Here is a 16,510-nt window from a genome sequence, read left to right on the forward strand (position 1 = left end):
CTCGTGGAGGCCTCATGGAAACCCTCGACTGGGTCGTCGTCGGTGGGTACTTCTTCGTGATGGTGGCGATCGGCTACTGGTCACGCGGGCGGATCAAGAACATCGCCGACTTCTTCACCGCGGGCGGCAAGATGCCCTGGTGGCTGTCCGGCATCTCGCACCACATGTCCGGTTACAGCGCCGTCATGTTCGTGGCCTTCGCCGCCGAGGCTTACCGCCTCGGGCTGACCGTCTACATCTGGTGGGCGCTGACGATCGGTGTCGGTGTCGGCATCGGCGCGTTCCTGTGGGCGGGCACGTGGAACCGGCTGCGCTCCAAGCACGGCGTCAAGTCGCCGCTGGAGTACCTGGCCCGGCGCTACAACGTGCCGACCCAGCAGATCATGGCGTGGGCCGGCGCGGCGCTGAAGGTCGTGGACATCGCGGCCAAGTGGGTCGCGGTCGCACTGCTGCTCCAGGGCTTCGCGGGTGTGCCGGTGTGGCTGGGCATCACGCTGGTCGGCGTCGTCACCATGGTCTACTCGGTGATGGGCGGCCTGTGGGCCGACGCGTTGACCGACTTCGGCCAGTTCATCATCCAGGGCCTGGCGGGCGTGGCCATGTTCATCGCGGTCGCCGCGCACTTCGGCGGCCTGGACTTCATGTGGACCATCTGGGACAAGCTGCCCGAGTCGCACTCCGACCCGCTGTCCGGCCAGTACACGCTGATCTTCTTCATGGCGCTGTTCCTGATCAAGACGCTCGAGTACAACGGCGGCATGTGGAACCTGGCGCAGCGCTACATGGCCGCGCCGTCCGGGGCCGCGGCCAAGCGGTCGGCGCTGCTGTCCAGCGTGCTGTGGCTGGTGTGGCCGCTGATCCTGTTCTTCCCGATGTGGGCCGCGCCGCTGATCGTGCCGGGCATGGAGGCCAACGCCGAGCAGGCTTACGTCGAGATGGGCAAGGCCATGCTGCCCGCGGGCATGGTCGGCCTGGTGCTGGCGGGCTTCTTCTCGCACACCATGGCGATGGTGTCGTCGGACGCCAACGTGATCTCCGCGGTCATCACCCGGGACATGCTGCCCAAGCTGTGGAAGGGCGTGACGCGGCTGGGTGAAGCGGCCCAGCTGCAACTGGCCCGCGTCACCACGTTCCTGTTCATCGGGCTGAGCATGACGATCGCGTTGACCGCGGACACCAAGGGCTTCGTGCTCAAGGTGGTGATCGCCCTGGTGGCGGCCACGATGGGCCCGATCGCGATCCCGTTGATGCTCGGCATGCTGCCGTGGTTCAAGAAGGTCGGCCCGACCGCCGCGACGAGCTCGGTGATCGGCGGGCTCGGCACGTGGGCCGTGCTGTACGTGATGCAGCAGAACAAGGTCGAGTTCGTCACCCAGGCGGTGATCGTGTCCTGGCCGCTGCTGGTGTCGCTGGTGCTGTACCTGGTGGTCGGCCTGCTGATCAAGCCGGAGCCGTCGGCCGAGCGGGACGCGCTGGTCGAGTCGCTGCGCACCGACCCCGACGAGGAGAAGGTGCCCACGCGCGCCTGATCACCCTCCTGGGGCGATGGGTCATCTCCACTGTGCGGGCGCCGTCGTGCGCCCGCACAGTGGTGTCGTGGGTCCGGTAAACCGATTGCCCCTGGTCATACCGTCGGAAGATGGACGAGGAGATCAGGGAGTTCTACGCGCTCGGCTTCGAGGACGAGCGGTTGCGCGTCGGCGGCAACGGGCGGCTGGAGTTCCTGCGCACGCAGGACGTCGTGCGGCGGTTCGTCGGTGAGCGCAGCCGCGTGCTGGACGTCGGCGGGGCGACCGGTGTGCACGCGGGGTGGCTCGCGGAGGACGGGCACGAGGTGGTCCTGGTGGACGCCATGCCGTCGCACGTCGAGGTGGCCGGCGCGCTGCCGGGCGTGACCGCAGTCGTGGGCGACGCCCGCGACCTGCCGGTCGACGGGCCGTTCGACGTGGTGCTGCTGTTCGGGCCGCTCTACCACCTGACCGACCGGGACGACCGGCTGCGGGCGTGGCGCGAGGCGCTGCGCGTGGTGCGGCCGGGCGGGCTCGTGCTCGGCGCCGTGATCGGGCGTTTCGCGGCGCTGCTCGACGGGCTGCGCGAGGACTTCGTGCTCGACCCGCGCTACCGGGACCTGGTGGCGCACGGGCTGCGAACCGGGGAGCACCGGCCGCCGGCCGGAACGCCGTGGTTCACCACCGCGTACCTGCACCACCCGCGGGAGGCGGCCGAGGAGGCGCGGGAGGCCGGGCTGGACGTGGTCGGCACGTTCGCGCTGGAGGGCGCGGCCTGGCTGCGGTCCAACGCCGACCTGGACGCCGCCTTCGCCGACCCGGCCCTGCTGGACTACCTGATGTGGGCGTTGCGCGAGGTGGAGCAGGAGGAGTCGGTGCTGGGCGCGTCGTCCCACCTGATCACCGCCGCGCGGCGGGCCCTGCCGTGAGGTCCGGTGTGGTCGTCGTCGCGGTGCGCCGGTCACCCCGAGCGGGATAGTGTGGGTGCTAATGATTAGTGCACAAAGCGTCGAGGACCCGCTGGCCCTGGAACGGCAGGTCTGCTTCGCGCTGTCCATCGCGTCCAGGAACGTGGTCGCCGTCTACCGGCCGCTGCTGGAGCCCATGGGGCTCACCCACCCGCAGTACCTGGTGATGCTGGCCCTGTGGGGTCGTGCGCCGTTGTCGGTGAAGGAGCTGAGCCGGTTGCTCGCGTTGGAGCCCGCGACGTTGTCGCCGCTGCTCAAGCGGCTGGAGGCGATCGGGTACGTGACCCGGTCGCGGGACGCGGCCGACGAGCGCCAGCTCGCCGTGACGCTGACCGAGGAGGGCGCGGCGCTGCGCGAGCAGGCGCTGGCCATCCCGCCCGCGGTGGTGGAGCGGCTCGGCATGTCGCTGGACGAGCTCCGCGACCTGCACGCCGTGCTGACCAGGGTGATCGCCGCGACGGAGCGGTCGTGAAGGGGCCGTCCGCGCCGCTGCGGGTGTGGTACCTGCTCGGCGGCCGGCTGCCCATGCGGCACCGGGAGTGGGTGTTCCGGGAGGCGACCAAGCCGACGTGGCTGGCGTGGTTCGGCGTGCGGATGTTCCTCCAGGTCCTGCCGTTGACGGTGGTCATCACGCTGGCCCTGGTGCTGGGCCTGGGCTCGCCGTTGCCGCTGGCGATCGCGTGCGGGTCGCTGGGGCTGGTGGTCGGCGTGTACTTCGGCGTGTCGTACGCCATCGAGAGCACCGACCACCGGATGACGAAGTACGGCTACCCGGCGGGTGCGGCGGCGGCGGTGCGCAAGGAGCGGACGGCGCGCGACCAGGAGCGCTACGAGCGGGCCTGGCGATCGCCCGAAAACGGTTCCTGACTTCACGGGTCGGTGCCCTAGCGTCCGGTGGTGTGGAGTGGCAGGCGGCGGTGGCGGCGGCGTTCGGTCTCGGTGACGTGGTCGAGCCGTGGACACCGGTCTCCGGCGGGCGTTCCCACCTCGTGTGGCGGCTGCGCACGTCGCGGGGCACGTGGGCGGTCAAGCGCCTGAACCGGTCGCGCGAGGACTGGTGGCTGCGCGACTACCTGGAGGCGGCGGAGGTCCAGCTCGCGGCGTACGAGCGCGGCTTCCCCATGCCACGCCCCGTCCACCCGCTCGACCCCGTCGCACCGCTCCTGGCCGACGTGCGGGCGGGCGACGAGCTCGAGAGCTACCTGGTGCACGAGTGGCACGACGGCCGCCCGCCGACCGGGGACGTGACGCCGTGGGTCGGCGCCACCCTGGCGTCGCTGCACCTGCTGTCCACCGACCAGGTCCGGGACTGGCCACCGCACCCGGTCGAGGAGTGGCGCGAGTGGCTGGACGCGTCACCCGGCGACTTCACCGCCGCCGTCCGCGCCTACCTGCCGGACATCGCCGAGGCGTGGACCATCGCCACCGCCCCGGCCGACCTCACCCCGGTCCGCACGCACCGGGACGTGAAGCCGGACAACGTCCTGGAGACCCAGCACGGCCCGCTGCTGCTGGACTGGGACGGCGCGGGACCGGAGTACGCGGAGTGGGAACTGACCCGTGCCGCCGTCTACTTCAGCCGGCTGGGCGAGGACCACGCCGCCTTCGACCGGGTGATCACGTCCTACGAGGAGGCCGGCGGCAAGCGTCCCCCGGCGTCACCGACCTCGTTCGCGGGCCTGCTGCGCGTCTACCTGCGCGGCGCGGCCTGGATGGTCTGGCGAGCCCTGGGCCACCGCCCGGTCACCCCACCGGAACGCGCGGCAGCCCACACCCACGCCCTCGAACTGCTCGCCGATCTGCGCACGTCCCTGACCAACCTGGCCACCTGGACCACCCGCCTGCACTGACCGCGCGGGCTCGGAACGGCCGTAGGCCCAGGTCGACGTGACCTGGGCCTGCTGTTGACCGATACTTGTTGCACGGAAGTCGCACGGAGTCATCCCGGGACTCGCCCCGGTGGTAACAGGTCCCGATCACGGCCTGGGGCGCCGGGAGCCGATCAGATCGGCGGGATCGAGGGTGACGGTCCTGCCGCCGGGGACGTCGACGGTGCCGCGAGTGCCGGCTTGGAGCGTCGAAACCTCCGCGTACACGCCTTGGTCCAACCGGTAGCAGTAGATGATCGGTCCACCTTCGCGCCCGATCTCGACTCGCCAGAAGGCGGGGACTCCTGCTGCGGCGAACGCGGCGGGTTTCTCCAACCGATCGCGGCGCGCGGTGGACGGGCTGACCACCTCGATCGCGAGGGCGACCAGTTCGACATCGACCGTGGTGGTCTCCACCAGTTCCGTGCACACGACCACGTCCGGGATGTAGCCCAACCCCGGTGCGATGCGCACGCCGACCGCAGTCACGGCCTCCATGCCGCCGTCGGCGACCACGTCGTCCAGCAAACGGCAAAGTCGGTCGGCGATGCGTTGGTGCGTCACTGCAGGAGCGGCGCTCACCACGAACCGCCCTTCGACCAGTTCGACGCGGTGGCCCTCCACAGGCTCAAGGCGCTCCCAATCCTCCAACGTGTAGCCGTCCAGGCGGCGTGCACTGGTCATGGTGTGCCTCCGAGGCGCTGCTGTGGCGAGCCCGTCCCCACGCGCGAGGAAGATCCGTCGACCTGTGGTCGCGAGCCTACCGAGCAGACCACCCCCGCTCGCGCGGGGAAGACACGTCTCGACGAGGCCGGACACCAGTACGGATCGCCCCCGCTCGTGCGGGGAAGTCCACGAACAACCATATGACAGATGGGGGTCGGAAGGCGCCTCCTGGCCACGAGGAGCACTCGGCCTGAAAGCGACGAAGGCCCAGGTCATCCGGCTGAACCGGCGCTGACCTGGGCCTTCGTGCTGCTGAGCGGGTGACGGGAATCGAACCCGCCTCTACAGCTTGGGAAGCTGTCGTTCTACCAATGAACTACACCCGCGGGGTGCGGCACCGATCATACACAAAGGCGGTGGGCGCGGGGGTGGGCAGGGCGTCACCTAGGCTGTGCCCGTGCTGCTGAGTGACCGTGATCTGCGCAAAGAGGTCGAGTCCGGCCGGTTGGTGCTGGAGCCGTTCGACGACGTCATGGTGCAGCCGTCCAGCATCGACGTCCGGCTGGACCGGTTCTTCCGCGTCTTCAACAACACCCGGTACACGCACATCGACCCCGCGATGCAGCAGGACGACCTGACGTCGCTGGTCGAGCCGGCCGACGACGAGCCGTTCGTGCTGCACCCCGGCGAGTTCGTGCTCGGCTCGACGTTCGAGCTGGTCACCCTGCCCGACGACCTGGCGGGACGGCTGGAGGGCAAGTCGTCGCTCGGCCGCCTCGGCCTGCTCACGCACTCGACGGCGGGCTTCATCGACCCCGGGTTCTCCGGCCACATCACGCTGGAGCTGTCCAACGTGGCCAACCTGCCCATCACGCTCTGGCCGGGCATGAAGATCGGCCAGCTGTGCCTGTTCCGGCTGAGCAGCTCGGCCGAGTTCCCGTACGGCTCGACCCAGGCGGGGTCCCGCTACCAGGGCCAGCGCGGTCCGACGCCGTCGCGCGCCTACCTGAACTTCCACCGCACGGACACCAAGCGCTAGAGCTTCAGGTCCCCGTACCGGGCCAGCACCCGCGACCTCAGCTCGGGGTCGGTCCGCGGCACGGGTTCCAGGAACACCTCGTCCAGCTCGGCGTGCGCGGCGCGCAGCTCGGCGTCGATCCGCACGCACGCCCGTTCCAGGTCGGCCGCGCCCAGCGCGTCGTCGAAGTCGAGCCGCGCGCAGACCAGCACCCGGTCGGTGCCGACGGCCATCGTCAGCAGGTCCACCACCTGCTCGACCTCGGGCGCCTCCCGCAGCTGCGTCCACACCGCCCGCACCAGCACCGGGTCGGCCTGCCTGCCGATCAGCAGCCCCCGGTTGGTGGACGCCAACGTGTACGCGGCGAGCGCGAGCAGCACGCCGATCGCCAACGACGCCACGCCGTCCCACACCGACGACCCGGTCAGGTGGTGCAGCCCCAGCCCGCCGAACGCGAGCAGCAACCCGATCAGGGCGGCCGAGTCCTCCAGGAACACCGTCTTCACCGTCGGGTCGTCCGACACGCGCAGGAACGCGAGCACCGACCGCCCCTCGGCCCGCGCCTCCCGCCGCACCTGCCGCACGGCCTGCGTCCACGACACCGACTCCAGCGCGAACGCCAGCGCCAGCACCACGTAGCCGACGACGGGGTTGCCCTGCTCCTCCGGCGCGCCGAACACGGTCCGGAACCCCTCGTAGAACGCGAACACCGCACCGGACACGAAGATCGACACGGCGGCGAGCAGCGACCAGAAGTACCGGTCCTTGCCGTACCCGAACGGGTGCCTGCGGTCCGCGGGGCGCGCCGACCGGCGCAGCGCCGTCAGCAGCAGGGCCTCGGTGATCGTGTCGGCGACCGAGTGCGCCGCCTCGGCGAGCATCGCCGCCGACCCGGTGATCACCCCGGCGATCGCCTTCATCACCGCGATGGCGAAGTTCACGGCCAGGGCGAGCAGGACGGTGAGCGTGCTCTCGCCGCCCCTCGACTGATCGGCTGCCATGCCCCGACGTTAAGCCGGACGGGCGCGGTCCGCCGGTTGTGGCCGCCCTCACGAAACGATCATGATCATTCCTGCGACGTCGAGGTGACGAGGTTTTTCTTTTCCGGGGGGAATTCCAGGTGCGCAACCTGATCGGCCGGCTCTCGGCCCTGTTCACGGCCGTGGGCGTGGCGACGCTCGTGAGCCCGCTCGCGGTGGCGGAGGAGAACACCGTCACGCTGGAGGGGCTGGTGTGGTTCGACCGCAACGCCAACGGCGTGGTCGACGCGGGCGAGCCGCCGCTGGCCGACGGTCGCGGTGTCGAGGTCTTCGACGTCGCCACCAAGTCCTTGATCAAGGCTTACGGCACGGACGCGAACGGGCGTTACCGGGCCGAGGGCCTGCCCGACGTGCCGCTGTCCATCAGGACACCCAACACCGACATCTTCGAGGCGACGACGCCGTCGACGTTCAACCCCGTCAGCGGCGGCGGCAGGTTCGACTTCGGCGTGCGCGGCGGGACGGTGCGCGGGTTCTCGTTCAACGACGCCAACCGCGACGGCGTCCGGCAGACCTTCGAGGGCGACGTGCCGGGCGCGCCGACCGTGCGGCTGATCGGCGGGATCGTCGACATCGCTCCCGCGACGCGCGGCGTCAAGGGCGAGTACGAGTTCCGCGACGTGCCGGTGGGCACCTGGATGCCGATGTCGATCGTGGCCGACCTCCCGCCGGAGCTGAAGCTGGCCGAGCCGGTGAGCGGGTTCGACATCGACCCGAAGACGCGGCAGAAGCCGTTCGTGGTGCGCGCGGGTGAGACGGCGCGCGTGGACGTCCGCTACACCCACCTGGACGCCGACTTCGTGGCCGGCGCGCCGCGCTTGGAGCCCGCGCGGGACGCCTACCGGGTGGGTGACGTCGTCACGCTGGTCGTGCCGGTCACCAACCGGGGCGAGGCGCGGGACAACCCGGACATGGTGGTGTTCGGCTCGACGCCGGAGTTCGTCGGCGCGGCCGACCACGTCCGGGTGATCACGCCGGGTCAGGAGTTCAGCCTGCGCGACCCGATCGCGGTGGGCGAGACAGTGGACGTGCGGTTGACCTACCGGTTGGACAAGCCGGAGTTCGACCGGTTCCACCTGCTCATCCGGCCGTTCTCCGCCTTGGGGCACAAGGAGACGAACCTCGGGGACAACCACGCGATCGTGCCGCTGAAGTACACGACCGGGGAACAGCCGACCACCACCACGCCCCCGACCAGCACCACCGCCACGACGACCACCACCGCTCCGGCCCTGGTGCAGGTTTCCAGCGGCACCAGCGGGTTGGCCCGCACGGGCGCGGCACCCCTGCCGCTGCTGGCGGTCGGCGGCCTGCTGATCGGCGGCGGCGTGCTGACCTTCTTGGCGGCACGCAGGCGTCGTCGCGCCTGACCCGTTCGGACCACCGCTGCCGTTAGCCTGCGGCATGGGCATTTTGGTGCACGTACTGCTGACGGCGGTGGCGGTCTGGGTCGCCACGCTCATCCCGGGCATCGACCTGGAGGCGGGCGCGTCGACGCCCGCGAAGATCGGCACGCTGATCGGCGTCGCGCTGCTCTTCGGTCTGGTCAACGCGGTGGTCAAGCCGCTGGTGAAGTTCTTCGGCTGCCTGTTCTACCTGGTCACGCTCGGCTTGATCGGCCTGGTGGTGAACGCCCTGCTGTTCTGGCTCACCGGCTGGCTGGCGGGCGAGCTGGGCCTGCCGTTCGACGTGACCGGCTTCTGGCCCGCGTTCTGGGGCGCGATCATCGTCGCCCTCGCGAGCTGGGCCCTGAACGTCGCCTACGACCGCGTCACCGACCGCGACTGACCCCGGCACGGCGAACGCCCCCGGTCCGAAGAGGACCGGGGGCGTTCGTCCACACCCGACTAGTTCGACGCGGTCTTGTCCTCGTCCGGCAGCGGGGTGCCGGTCGGGGTCTCGTCCGTCGGGACGTCGCCGCGTTCCAGGGCCAGGCCCCGGCGCACGGACGTCAGCAGCAGCTGCGCCACGTCCACGACCTCGACGTGCGAGCCCGCCGTGCCCTCGTTCTGCCGGGCCGTCACGCCGTCGGTCAGCATCACGCGGCAGAACGGGCAGCCCGTCGCGATCTTCGACGGGGCCGTGCCCAGCGCCTCGTCCACGCGGTCGAGGTTGATGCGCTTGCCGATCCGCTCCTCCATCCACATGCGCGCGCCGCCGGCGCCGCAGCACATGGAGCGCTCCTCGTGGCGCGGCATCTCGCGCAGCGTCGCCCCGGACGCGCCGACCAGCTCGCGCGGCGCCTCGTAGACCTTGTTGTGCCGGCCCAGGTAGCACGGGTCGTGGTAGGTGACGTCCTCGGCGACCTCGGCCACCGGCACCAGCCTGCGCTCGCGCACCAGCCGGTTGAGCAGCTGCGTGTGGTGCACGACCTCGAACTGGCCGCCGACCTGCGGGTACTCGTTGGCCAGGGTGTTGAAGCAGTGCGCGCACGTCACGACGATCTTGCGCTGACCGGCCTCGCGACCGTCGAACACGGTGTTGAGCACCTCGACGTTCTGCTGCGCCAGCATCTGGAACAGGAACTCGTTGCCCGCGCGCCGCGCCGGGTCGCCGGTGCAGCTCTCCTCCGGCCCGAGCACGGTGTACTTGACGCCCGCGGTGTGCAGCAGCTCGGCCACCGCCCGCGTGGTCTTCTTGGCCCGGTCCTCGAACGCGCCCGCGCAGCCGACCCAGAACAGGTACTCGGCGTCACCCAGCTCGCCGTCGAACACGGGCACCTCGAAGTCCAGGCCCTCGGTCCACGCCAGGCGGTCCTTGGCGTTCTGGCCCCACGGGTTGCCCTTGTTCTCCAGGTTCTTGAACATGCCGCCGAGCTCGGACGGGAAGTTCGACTCGATCAGCACCTGGTAGCGGCGCATGTCGACGATGTGGTCGACGTGCTCGATGTCCACCGGGCACTGCTCGACGCACGCGCCGCAGGTGGTGCAGGACCACAGCACCTCGGGGTCGATCACGCCCAGCTCGTCCGCGCCGCCGACCAGCGGCCGCTCGGACTCGGCCATCGCCAGCACGTCGATGGACTCCAGGCGCTTCTTGTAGTCCTCGTACTTGTCCTCGACCAGGCCGACCTCGTCGCCCGCCATGTCGCGGGAGCCGCCCGCCAGCAGGTACGGGGCCTTGGCGAACGCGTGGTCGCGCAGCTGCGTGATGACGAGCTTCGGCGACAGCGGCTTGCCGGTGTTCCACGCGGGGCACTGGGACTGGCAGCGGCCGCACTCGGTGCAGGTGCTGAAGTCCAGCCAGCCCTTCCAGGAGAAGTCCTCGACCTTGCCGACGCCGAACACGTCCTTGTCGGGGTCGGCCTCCTCCAGGTCGAGGACCTTGCCGCCGCTCATCATCGGCTTGAGCGCGCCGAGCGCGACACCGCCGTCGTCCTCGCGCTTGAAGTAGATGTTGAAGAACGCGCTGAACCGGTGCCAGGCCACGCCCATGGTGAGGTTCTTCGACACCACGATCAGCCAGACCATGCCGGACAGCAGCTTGGTGACCGCCATGATCGAGACCCAGTTCGGGCTGGCGGGCAGGAGGTTCGCCAGCGGCGCGGTGACGAACGACGTCCACAGCGGCGGGTCCTCCAGACCGGATGCCTGCTTGAACGCCTTCACGCCGAGGATGCCGAGGCCCTCGATGATCACGACCGCTTCGACGAAGTAGGCGGACTTGAAGTCCGAGCCCGCGAACCGGGACACGCGGTCGGCGCGGCGCGGGTGGTTGAGCTGGCGGATGATCGCGAGCGCGACGCCGCCGACCACCGTGCCGATGCCGAGCAGCTCGACCAGCAGCAGCCACAGCGACCAGGTGCCGATGACCGGCCAGTGGAAGCCGGGGTCGAACACCTCGCCGTAGGCTTCGAACAGCACCGCGGAGCCGATCAGGAAGCCCCACATCACCATCCAGTGCCAGGGCGCGACCTTGCGGAACTTGGCCATCCGGGTGTGCGCGACGAACTCCACGATCAACGTGCGCAGGCGTGGCACGAACGGCCCGTTGCGGGTCGCGTCGGGCTGGCCGAGGCGGATGATCTTGATCATCCGCATGACACCGGCGACGAACAGACCCCAGGCGAACACGCTGACGGCGACGCCGATGGCGCCGAGGGTGAGCTGGAGGGCTCCCATTGTGGTGGCGGCCTTTCTCGTCCGTTCTCCTGGCTGGGCAGCCTACGCCCGATTACTGGCCGGTAACCACTTGGACGTGGCAGATCGCATACGGTCGGTAGACTAGTGGAACAAACGTTCAACTTTCTGAGGGCGGGACCGTGCTCGTGTACCTGGTGCCGGCCGTGGCGATCATCGGCGAGGTCACCGCCACCGTGTTCCTCAAGCTGTCCGAGGGCTTCTCCAAGCCGATCCCCTCGGTCGTGGTCGTCGTGGGGTACCTCGTCGCGTTCGGCGCGCTGAGCAAGGTGCTGCAACTGGGCATGCCGATCGGCGTGGCGTACGCGATCTGGTGCGCCTTCGGGATCGCTGCGGTCGCGAGCATCGGCGTGCTGGTCTTCGAGGAGCCGCTGAACGCCACGATGGTGGTCGGGCTGCTGCTCGTGATCGCGGGCGTGGTGGCCATCGAGGTCGGCAGCGGTGCCGCCGCCTGACGGCCGCCGGGCCCGCGGCGACCGGCGTCGGCGGGCGATCCTGGAAGCCACGCTGCGGGTCGTGGAGCGGGACGGCGTGGCGGGCGTCAGCCACCGGTCCGTGGCCCGTGAGGCGGGCGTGCCCACGACGTCGACCACTTACTACTACGCGACCCTGGACGACCTGCTGATCGCCACGCTCACCTGGTCGGCCGACGGGATGGCCGCGAGCTTCCGCGAGGTGCCCCTGACGCCCGCGGCCGTGGCCCGGTTCATCGCGGACGCCGCCGGCGAGCACCGGGGGCGCACGCTCGCCGAGTACGAGCTGTACCTGCTGGCGGCACGCCGCCCGGAGCTGCGCCCGGCCGCGCGGCGCTGGACCTCGCTCATGGCCGAGGTCGCCGGCCCGGGCGACCCGGTGGCGCTCCGGGCGGCCCTCGCGGGCCTCGACGGGCTGCTGATCCAGGCGCTGATCGCGGAATTCCCCCCAATGGCGGAGGATTTGGAGCCGGTCGTGTCCCTTCTGATGCCCGGCGGATGACCTTCGCGCGGGACACTGGTGGCATGAGGTTCGCCGGTCGTGAGTCGTGGCAGGTGTCGCACGGGACGAATCAGACGGTCAACACCGCCCTGTTCATCCGGGACACGCTCGCGCTCTCGGTCGAGACCGTGCCCGAGCTGCCCGGCCTGGACCCGTCGGTGCCGGTCGTCGTGCCGCCGGGGGTGGACCGGGCGGGCGCGGCCGAGGAGTGGCTCGGCTGGTGGGCCGACGTGCTCGACCACGCCCGCGCCGAGCTGCCCGGCGGCTCGCCCGTTGACCCGGCCGGCCAGTCGCTCCAGGTGCGGCCCGCGCTGCGGGCGGCGGTGCTGGCGCTGACCCCGGCGGCGGCCGAGTACGACCACCGGTACGTGACGTCACGGGGCGCGTTGCCGATCGGCGAGGTCGTGCGCGGCGTCGAGGGCCGGATCGGGCGGTACGTGCGGCCGTTCCGGCTGGTGATCACCGAGGTGCCGGTGCAGGGCCTGGTGTGGGAGCGGATGACCGAGACGCACGTCATCGCCTCGCAGCGCTTCCTGGTCGACCCGGCCCGCTCCGCGCCCGCCCTGCGCGCCGTCGTCGAGTCCCTGGCCTGACCTGACTCCCGCTGACGGATCGCTGACCGCGGGGGTAGGGACAGCCCCCGTATCCGGTCGGGGGTCTTCCTGGTGGGACGGGCCACCGGGTACGCCTAACTTGAACGTCGACAGACCTTGACGTCCGAGGGGGCAGCGGTGGTTAAGCGGATCGCGTTGGTGGCCGGGGTGGCGGTGGCCGCCGCACTGGCGCTGTCGTCGTGCGTGCGACTGGTGCAGAACGGCTTCGACGACCAGCACTCGGTGACCGACCAGGTGACCGAGGTGCGGCTGCAGAACGGCTCGGGCGACGTGGTGGTGCGCAGCAAGGAAGGCGCCACCGAGACCCAGGTCCGCCGGCACGTCGAGTACCCCAAGGACGCCGAGAAGCCCGGCGGCGCGTCCCACCGCGTGGAGGGCACCACCCTGGTCCTGGACGGCTGCGGCAGCCGCTGCTCGGTGGACTACGAGGTCACCGTCCCGTCCAAGGACGTCCGGATCACCGGCGAGAACACGTCCGGCTCCGTGCGGCTCGAGAGCGTCGCGAGCGTCGAGGTCGAGGTCGGCTCCGGCGACACGACGATCCGCGACGTGGCGGGCGTGGTGCGCGTGGACAACAGCTCGGGCGACCTGACCGTGTCCGACGTGGGCGGCGAGTTCACCGGCAAGGTCGGCTCCGGCAGCTCCAAGCTGACCGGCATGGGCGGGTCGGTGACCATCGACAGCACCTCCGGCGACGTCGCCGTGCGGCTCACCGCGGTCAACTCCGTGCGGGCCGAGGTCGGCAGCGGCAGCGTGACCGTGGACGTGCCGGAGGGCGCCTACAAGATCGACGTGGACACCGGCAGCGGCGACAAGGACATCAAGGTCAAGAGCGACCCGAACGCCGCGGACGTGCTCACCCTGCGCTCGAGCAGCGGCGACATCACCGTGCGGACGGCCGCCTAGCCAAGCGGCGCTCCCCCCCTCGTCGGCCCCGGTCGGGTGACGCCCCGTGCGTCACCCGACCGGGGCCGACGCGCGTCACGGGGCGGCCCGGGTGTCCCGGATCACCCCCTCACGGGAACACCGGGACCGGCCCGTCCGTTGGACAGGCAGAAAGATTGAGCCGGGTGGACTCAAGTCCGACCGGGCCGGCTAAACTTGAGCCGGTACCGCTCAACGCGGGGCTCTCACAGACGCACTACCAGGAGGAATCCAATGGCGCGAGCGGTCGGCATCGACCTGGGGACGACCAACTCCGTCGTCGCGGTTCTCGAGGGTGGCGAGCCGACGGTGATCGCCAACTCCGAGGGGTCGCGCACCACCCCGTCCATCGTGGCCTTCGCCAAGAACGGCGAGGTGCTCACCGGTCAGCCCGCCAAGAACCAGGCGGTGACCAACGTCGACCGGACGATCCGGTCCGTCAAGCGCCACATCGGCACGGACTGGAAGACCGCCGACATCGACGGCAAGCAGTACACGCCGCAGGAGATCAGCGCGCGCGTGCTGATGAAGCTCAAGCGCGACGCCGAAGCCTACCTGGGCGAGGAGATCACCGACGCGGTGATCACCGTCCCCGCCTACTTCGAGGACGCCCAGCGGCAGGCCACCAAGGAGGCCGGCCAGATCGCGGGCCTCAACGTGCTGCGCATCGTCAACGAGCCGACCTCCGCCGCCCTGGCCTACGGCCTGGACAAGGGCGACAAGGAGCAGACCATCCTGGTCTTCGACCTCGGTGGCGGCACGTTCGACGTCTCGCTGCTGGAGCTCGCCGAGGGCGTCGTCGAGGTCAAGGCGACCTCCGGTGACAACCACCTCGGCGGCGACGACTGGGACCAGCGGATCGTGGACTGGCTGGTCGAGCGGTTCAAGCAGAGCAACGGCATCGACCTGACCAAGGACAAGATGGCGTTGCAGCGCATCCGCGAGGCCGCCGAGAAGGCCAAGATCGAGCTGTCCAGCTCGAACAACGCCTCCATCAACCTGCCCTACATCACCGTGGACGCGGACAAGAACCCGCTGTTCATGGACGAGACGCTGTCGCGCGCCGAGTTCCAGCGCATCACCAACGACCTGCTGGAGCGCACCCGCGCGCCGTTCAACAACGTGATCAAGGACGCCGGCATCAGCGTCGGCGACATCGACCACGTCGTGCTGGTCGGCGGTTCCACCCGCATGCCCGCGGTGGCCGAGCTGGTCAAGGAGCTCACCGGCGGCCGTGAGCCGAACAAGGGCGTGAACCCGGACGAGGTCGTCGCGGTCGGCGCGGCGCTGCAGGCCGGTGTGCTGAAGGGCGAGGTCAAGGACGTCCTGCTGCTCGACGTCACCCCGCTGTCTTTGGGCATCGAGACCAAGGGCGGCGTGATGACCAAGCTCATCGAGCGCAACACGACGATCCCGACCAAGCGCTCCGAGATCTTCACCACCGCCGACGACAACCAGCCGTCCGTGCAGATCCAGGTGTTCCAGGGCGAGCGCGAGTTCGCCCGGGACAACAAGAAGCTCGGCATGTTCGAGCTGACCGGCCTGCCCCCGGCCCCGCGCGGCGTCCCGCAGATCGAGGTCACCTTCGACATCGACGCGAACGGCATCGTGCACGTGTCCGCCAAGGACATGGGCACGGGCAAGGAGCAGCGGATGACGATCACCGGCGGCTCCGCGCTGCCGAAGGACGACATCGAGCGGATGATCAAGGACGCCGAGGCGCACGCCGAGGAGGACAAGCGCCGCCGCGACGAGGCCGAGGTCCGCAACCAGGCCGAGACGCTGGTCTACCAGACGGAGAAGGTCCTCAAGGAGAACGAGGACAAGATCCCGGCCGAGGTCAAGGAGAAGGTCACCGCGGCCGTCGCCGAGACCACCGAGGCGCTCAAGGGCGAGGACATCGCCAAGATCCGCGCCGCCGTGGAGAAGCTCGCCACGGAGTCCCAGGCCATCGGCCAGTCCCTGTACGCCAACTCCGCCCCCACGGCCGACGCCGCGGGTGCCGCCGGTGGCACGGCCGCCGGTGACGCCCCCAAGGCCGACGACGTGGTGGACGCGGAGATCGTCGACGAGGACGAGAAGAAGTGACCCAGTCCGAGGAACAGCCCCACGTGGTGGTGCGCGACCGCAGGCGCGTCGACCCGGAGACGGGTGAGGTGCGCCAGGCCCCGGCCGACGAGAACGCCGAGGCGTCGTCGGCCGAAGCGCCGGCCGAGCCCGAGACCGGCGGCAAGCACGCCGCACCCGAGGCGCCCGAAGAGGCGCAGGCCGTGTCCGTCGACCCGTCCGTCGAGCTGAAGGCCCAGCTCGACGAGCGGACCGCCGACCTCCAGCGGCTGACCGCGGAGTACGCCAACTACCGCAAGCGCGTCGAGCGCGACCGGGAACTGGTGATCACCACGGCCAAGGCGCAGGTGGCGGGCGAGCTGCTGGGCGTGCTCGACGACATCGAGCGGGCCGGCGCGCACGGCGACCTCACCGGCGCGTTCAAGGCGGTGGCCGACAAGCTGGTCGGCGCCCTGCACGGCACCGGGCTGGAGCCGTTCGGGCACGAGGGCGAGGAGTTCGACCCGTCCGTCCACGAGGCCGTGCAGCACGGCACCTCGCCGGACGTCAGCGGGCCGACCGTCACCGCCGTGCTCCGCCGCGGCTACCGGTTCGGCGAGCGCGTGCTGCGGCCCGCGCTGGTCGCCGTGACCGACCACGAACCGGCCGCCGGGCAGCCGGTCGTCGACGAGGCCGCCGACAAGCCGGTCGAAGAGCAGCAGGACTGAGAGAGGGGGCGGCGTC

17 protein-coding genes and 1 tRNA gene are annotated in these 16,510 nt (G+C 70.5%); 14 read left to right on the plus strand and 4 right to left on the minus strand.

Annotated features, from left to right (window positions below):
• Window positions 1-14: 14 nt before the first annotated feature.
• From ACIQMJ_RS05950 to ACIQMJ_RS05970, 5 genes are all read left to right on the plus strand, one after another.
• Window positions 15-1,529 carry a sodium:solute symporter family protein gene (locus ACIQMJ_RS05950; protein ID WP_387485182.1) on the plus strand — a complete coding sequence of 505 codons (1,515 nt, stop codon included), beginning with the start codon at window positions 15-17 and terminating at the stop codon, window positions 1,527-1,529.
• A 110-nt stretch (window positions 1,530-1,639) separates the two neighbouring features.
• A complete protein-coding gene (locus ACIQMJ_RS05955; protein ID WP_499759832.1) occupies window positions 1,640-2,437 on the plus strand; it encodes a class I SAM-dependent methyltransferase in 798 nt (265 codons plus the stop codon).
• 61 nt (window positions 2,438-2,498) lie between these two features.
• Complete coding sequence (locus tag ACIQMJ_RS05960) at window positions 2,499-2,948, plus strand: MarR family winged helix-turn-helix transcriptional regulator (RefSeq protein ID WP_499759833.1); 450 nt, start codon at window positions 2,499-2,501, stop codon at window positions 2,946-2,948.
• Window positions 2,945-3,343 carry a DUF5313 family protein gene (locus ACIQMJ_RS05965; protein ID WP_499759834.1) on the plus strand — a complete coding sequence of 133 codons (399 nt, stop codon included), beginning with the start codon at window positions 2,945-2,947 and terminating at the stop codon, window positions 3,341-3,343. Before ACIQMJ_RS05960 ends, ACIQMJ_RS05965 begins: the two co-directional genes overlap by 4 nt.
• A gap of 32 nt (window positions 3,344-3,375) precedes the next feature.
• The gene (locus ACIQMJ_RS05970; protein ID WP_499759835.1) at window positions 3,376-4,326 is read left to right on the plus strand and encodes a phosphotransferase enzyme family protein; all 951 of its coding nucleotides are present in this window, start codon (window positions 3,376-3,378) and stop codon (window positions 4,324-4,326) included.
• A 126-nt stretch (window positions 4,327-4,452) separates the two neighbouring features.
• Here ACIQMJ_RS05970 and ACIQMJ_RS05975 read toward each other — a convergent pair whose 3' ends face one another.
• Together ACIQMJ_RS05975 and ACIQMJ_RS05980 are read right to left on the minus strand one after the other, a co-directional pair.
• Window positions 4,453-5,028 (minus strand): Uma2 family endonuclease, encoded by a 576-nt coding sequence (locus ACIQMJ_RS05975; protein WP_499759836.1) that lies wholly within the window; start codon window positions 5,026-5,028, stop codon window positions 4,453-4,455.
• Between the two features lie 297 nt (window positions 5,029-5,325).
• Window positions 5,326-5,396, minus strand: a tRNA-Gly gene (locus ACIQMJ_RS05980).
• A gap of 71 nt (window positions 5,397-5,467) precedes the next feature.
• Between ACIQMJ_RS05980 and dcd the strand changes: the two genes are divergently transcribed.
• On the plus strand, window positions 5,468-6,049 hold the full coding sequence (gene dcd, locus ACIQMJ_RS05985; protein ID WP_499759837.1) for a dCTP deaminase: 582 nt from the start codon (window positions 5,468-5,470) through the stop codon (window positions 6,047-6,049).
• On the opposite strand, the gene ACIQMJ_RS05990 is transcribed toward dcd, so the two are convergent.
• Window positions 6,046-7,029, minus strand: a complete 984-nt coding sequence (locus tag ACIQMJ_RS05990; protein WP_499759838.1) for a cation diffusion facilitator family transporter — start codon at window positions 7,027-7,029, stop codon at window positions 6,046-6,048. The two genes, dcd and ACIQMJ_RS05990, sit on opposite strands and share 4 nt — an antisense overlap.
• Before the next feature lie 119 nt (window positions 7,030-7,148).
• Here ACIQMJ_RS05990 and ACIQMJ_RS05995 point away from each other — a divergent pair, with 119 nt between their 5' ends.
• Both ACIQMJ_RS05995 and ACIQMJ_RS06000 read left to right on the plus strand, forming a co-directional pair.
• Complete coding sequence (locus ACIQMJ_RS05995; RefSeq protein WP_499759839.1) at window positions 7,149-8,438, plus strand: hypothetical protein; 1,290 nt, start codon at window positions 7,149-7,151, stop codon at window positions 8,436-8,438.
• A gap of 34 nt (window positions 8,439-8,472) precedes the next feature.
• On the plus strand, window positions 8,473-8,856 hold the full coding sequence (locus tag ACIQMJ_RS06000; protein ID WP_499759840.1) for a phage holin family protein: 384 nt from the start codon (window positions 8,473-8,475) through the stop codon (window positions 8,854-8,856).
• Window positions 8,857-8,915: 59 nt separating this feature from the next.
• On the opposite strand, the gene ACIQMJ_RS06005 is transcribed toward ACIQMJ_RS06000, so the two are convergent.
• Window positions 8,916-11,189, minus strand: coding sequence for a (Fe-S)-binding protein (locus tag ACIQMJ_RS06005; protein ID WP_499759841.1), 2,274 nt, complete (start codon window positions 11,187-11,189; stop codon window positions 8,916-8,918).
• Window positions 11,190-11,329: 140 nt separating this feature from the next.
• On the opposite strand from ACIQMJ_RS06005, the gene ACIQMJ_RS06010 reads away from it, so the two are divergent.
• The 6 genes from ACIQMJ_RS06010 to grpE all read left to right on the plus strand — a co-directional run bounded on the left by ACIQMJ_RS06010 (window position 11,330) and on the right by grpE (window position 16,494).
• Window positions 11,330-11,662 carry a DMT family transporter gene (locus tag ACIQMJ_RS06010; protein WP_499759842.1) on the plus strand — a complete coding sequence of 111 codons (333 nt, stop codon included), beginning with the start codon at window positions 11,330-11,332 and terminating at the stop codon, window positions 11,660-11,662.
• Window positions 11,649-12,182 carry a TetR/AcrR family transcriptional regulator gene (locus ACIQMJ_RS06015; RefSeq protein WP_499759843.1) on the plus strand — a complete coding sequence of 178 codons (534 nt, stop codon included), beginning with the start codon at window positions 11,649-11,651 and terminating at the stop codon, window positions 12,180-12,182. Before ACIQMJ_RS06010 ends, ACIQMJ_RS06015 begins: the two co-directional genes overlap by 14 nt.
• Before the next feature lie 23 nt (window positions 12,183-12,205).
• Window positions 12,206-12,775: a hypothetical protein gene (locus ACIQMJ_RS06020; RefSeq protein ID WP_499759844.1), complete on the plus strand. Its 570-nt coding sequence runs from the start codon at window positions 12,206-12,208 to the stop codon at window positions 12,773-12,775.
• A gap of 138 nt (window positions 12,776-12,913) precedes the next feature.
• Entirely contained in the window at window positions 12,914-13,702 is a 789-nt protein-coding gene (locus ACIQMJ_RS06025) for a DUF4097 family beta strand repeat-containing protein (protein WP_499759845.1), read from the plus strand.
• Window positions 13,703-13,954: 252 nt separating this feature from the next.
• Window positions 13,955-15,808, plus strand: a complete 1,854-nt coding sequence (gene dnaK / locus ACIQMJ_RS06030) for a molecular chaperone DnaK (protein WP_499759846.1) — start codon at window positions 13,955-13,957, stop codon at window positions 15,806-15,808.
• Window positions 15,805-16,494 (plus strand): nucleotide exchange factor GrpE, encoded by a 690-nt coding sequence (gene grpE / locus ACIQMJ_RS06035; RefSeq protein ID WP_499759847.1) that lies wholly within the window; start codon window positions 15,805-15,807, stop codon window positions 16,492-16,494. The genes dnaK and grpE overlap by 4 nt, the downstream gene beginning before the upstream one ends.
• Window positions 16,495-16,510: the final 16 nt, after the last annotated feature.

The sequence above is a fragment of the Actinosynnema sp. NPDC091369 genome, from assembly GCF_044757065.1.
Classification (GTDB): domain Bacteria; phylum Actinomycetota; class Actinomycetes; order Mycobacteriales; family Pseudonocardiaceae; genus Actinosynnema.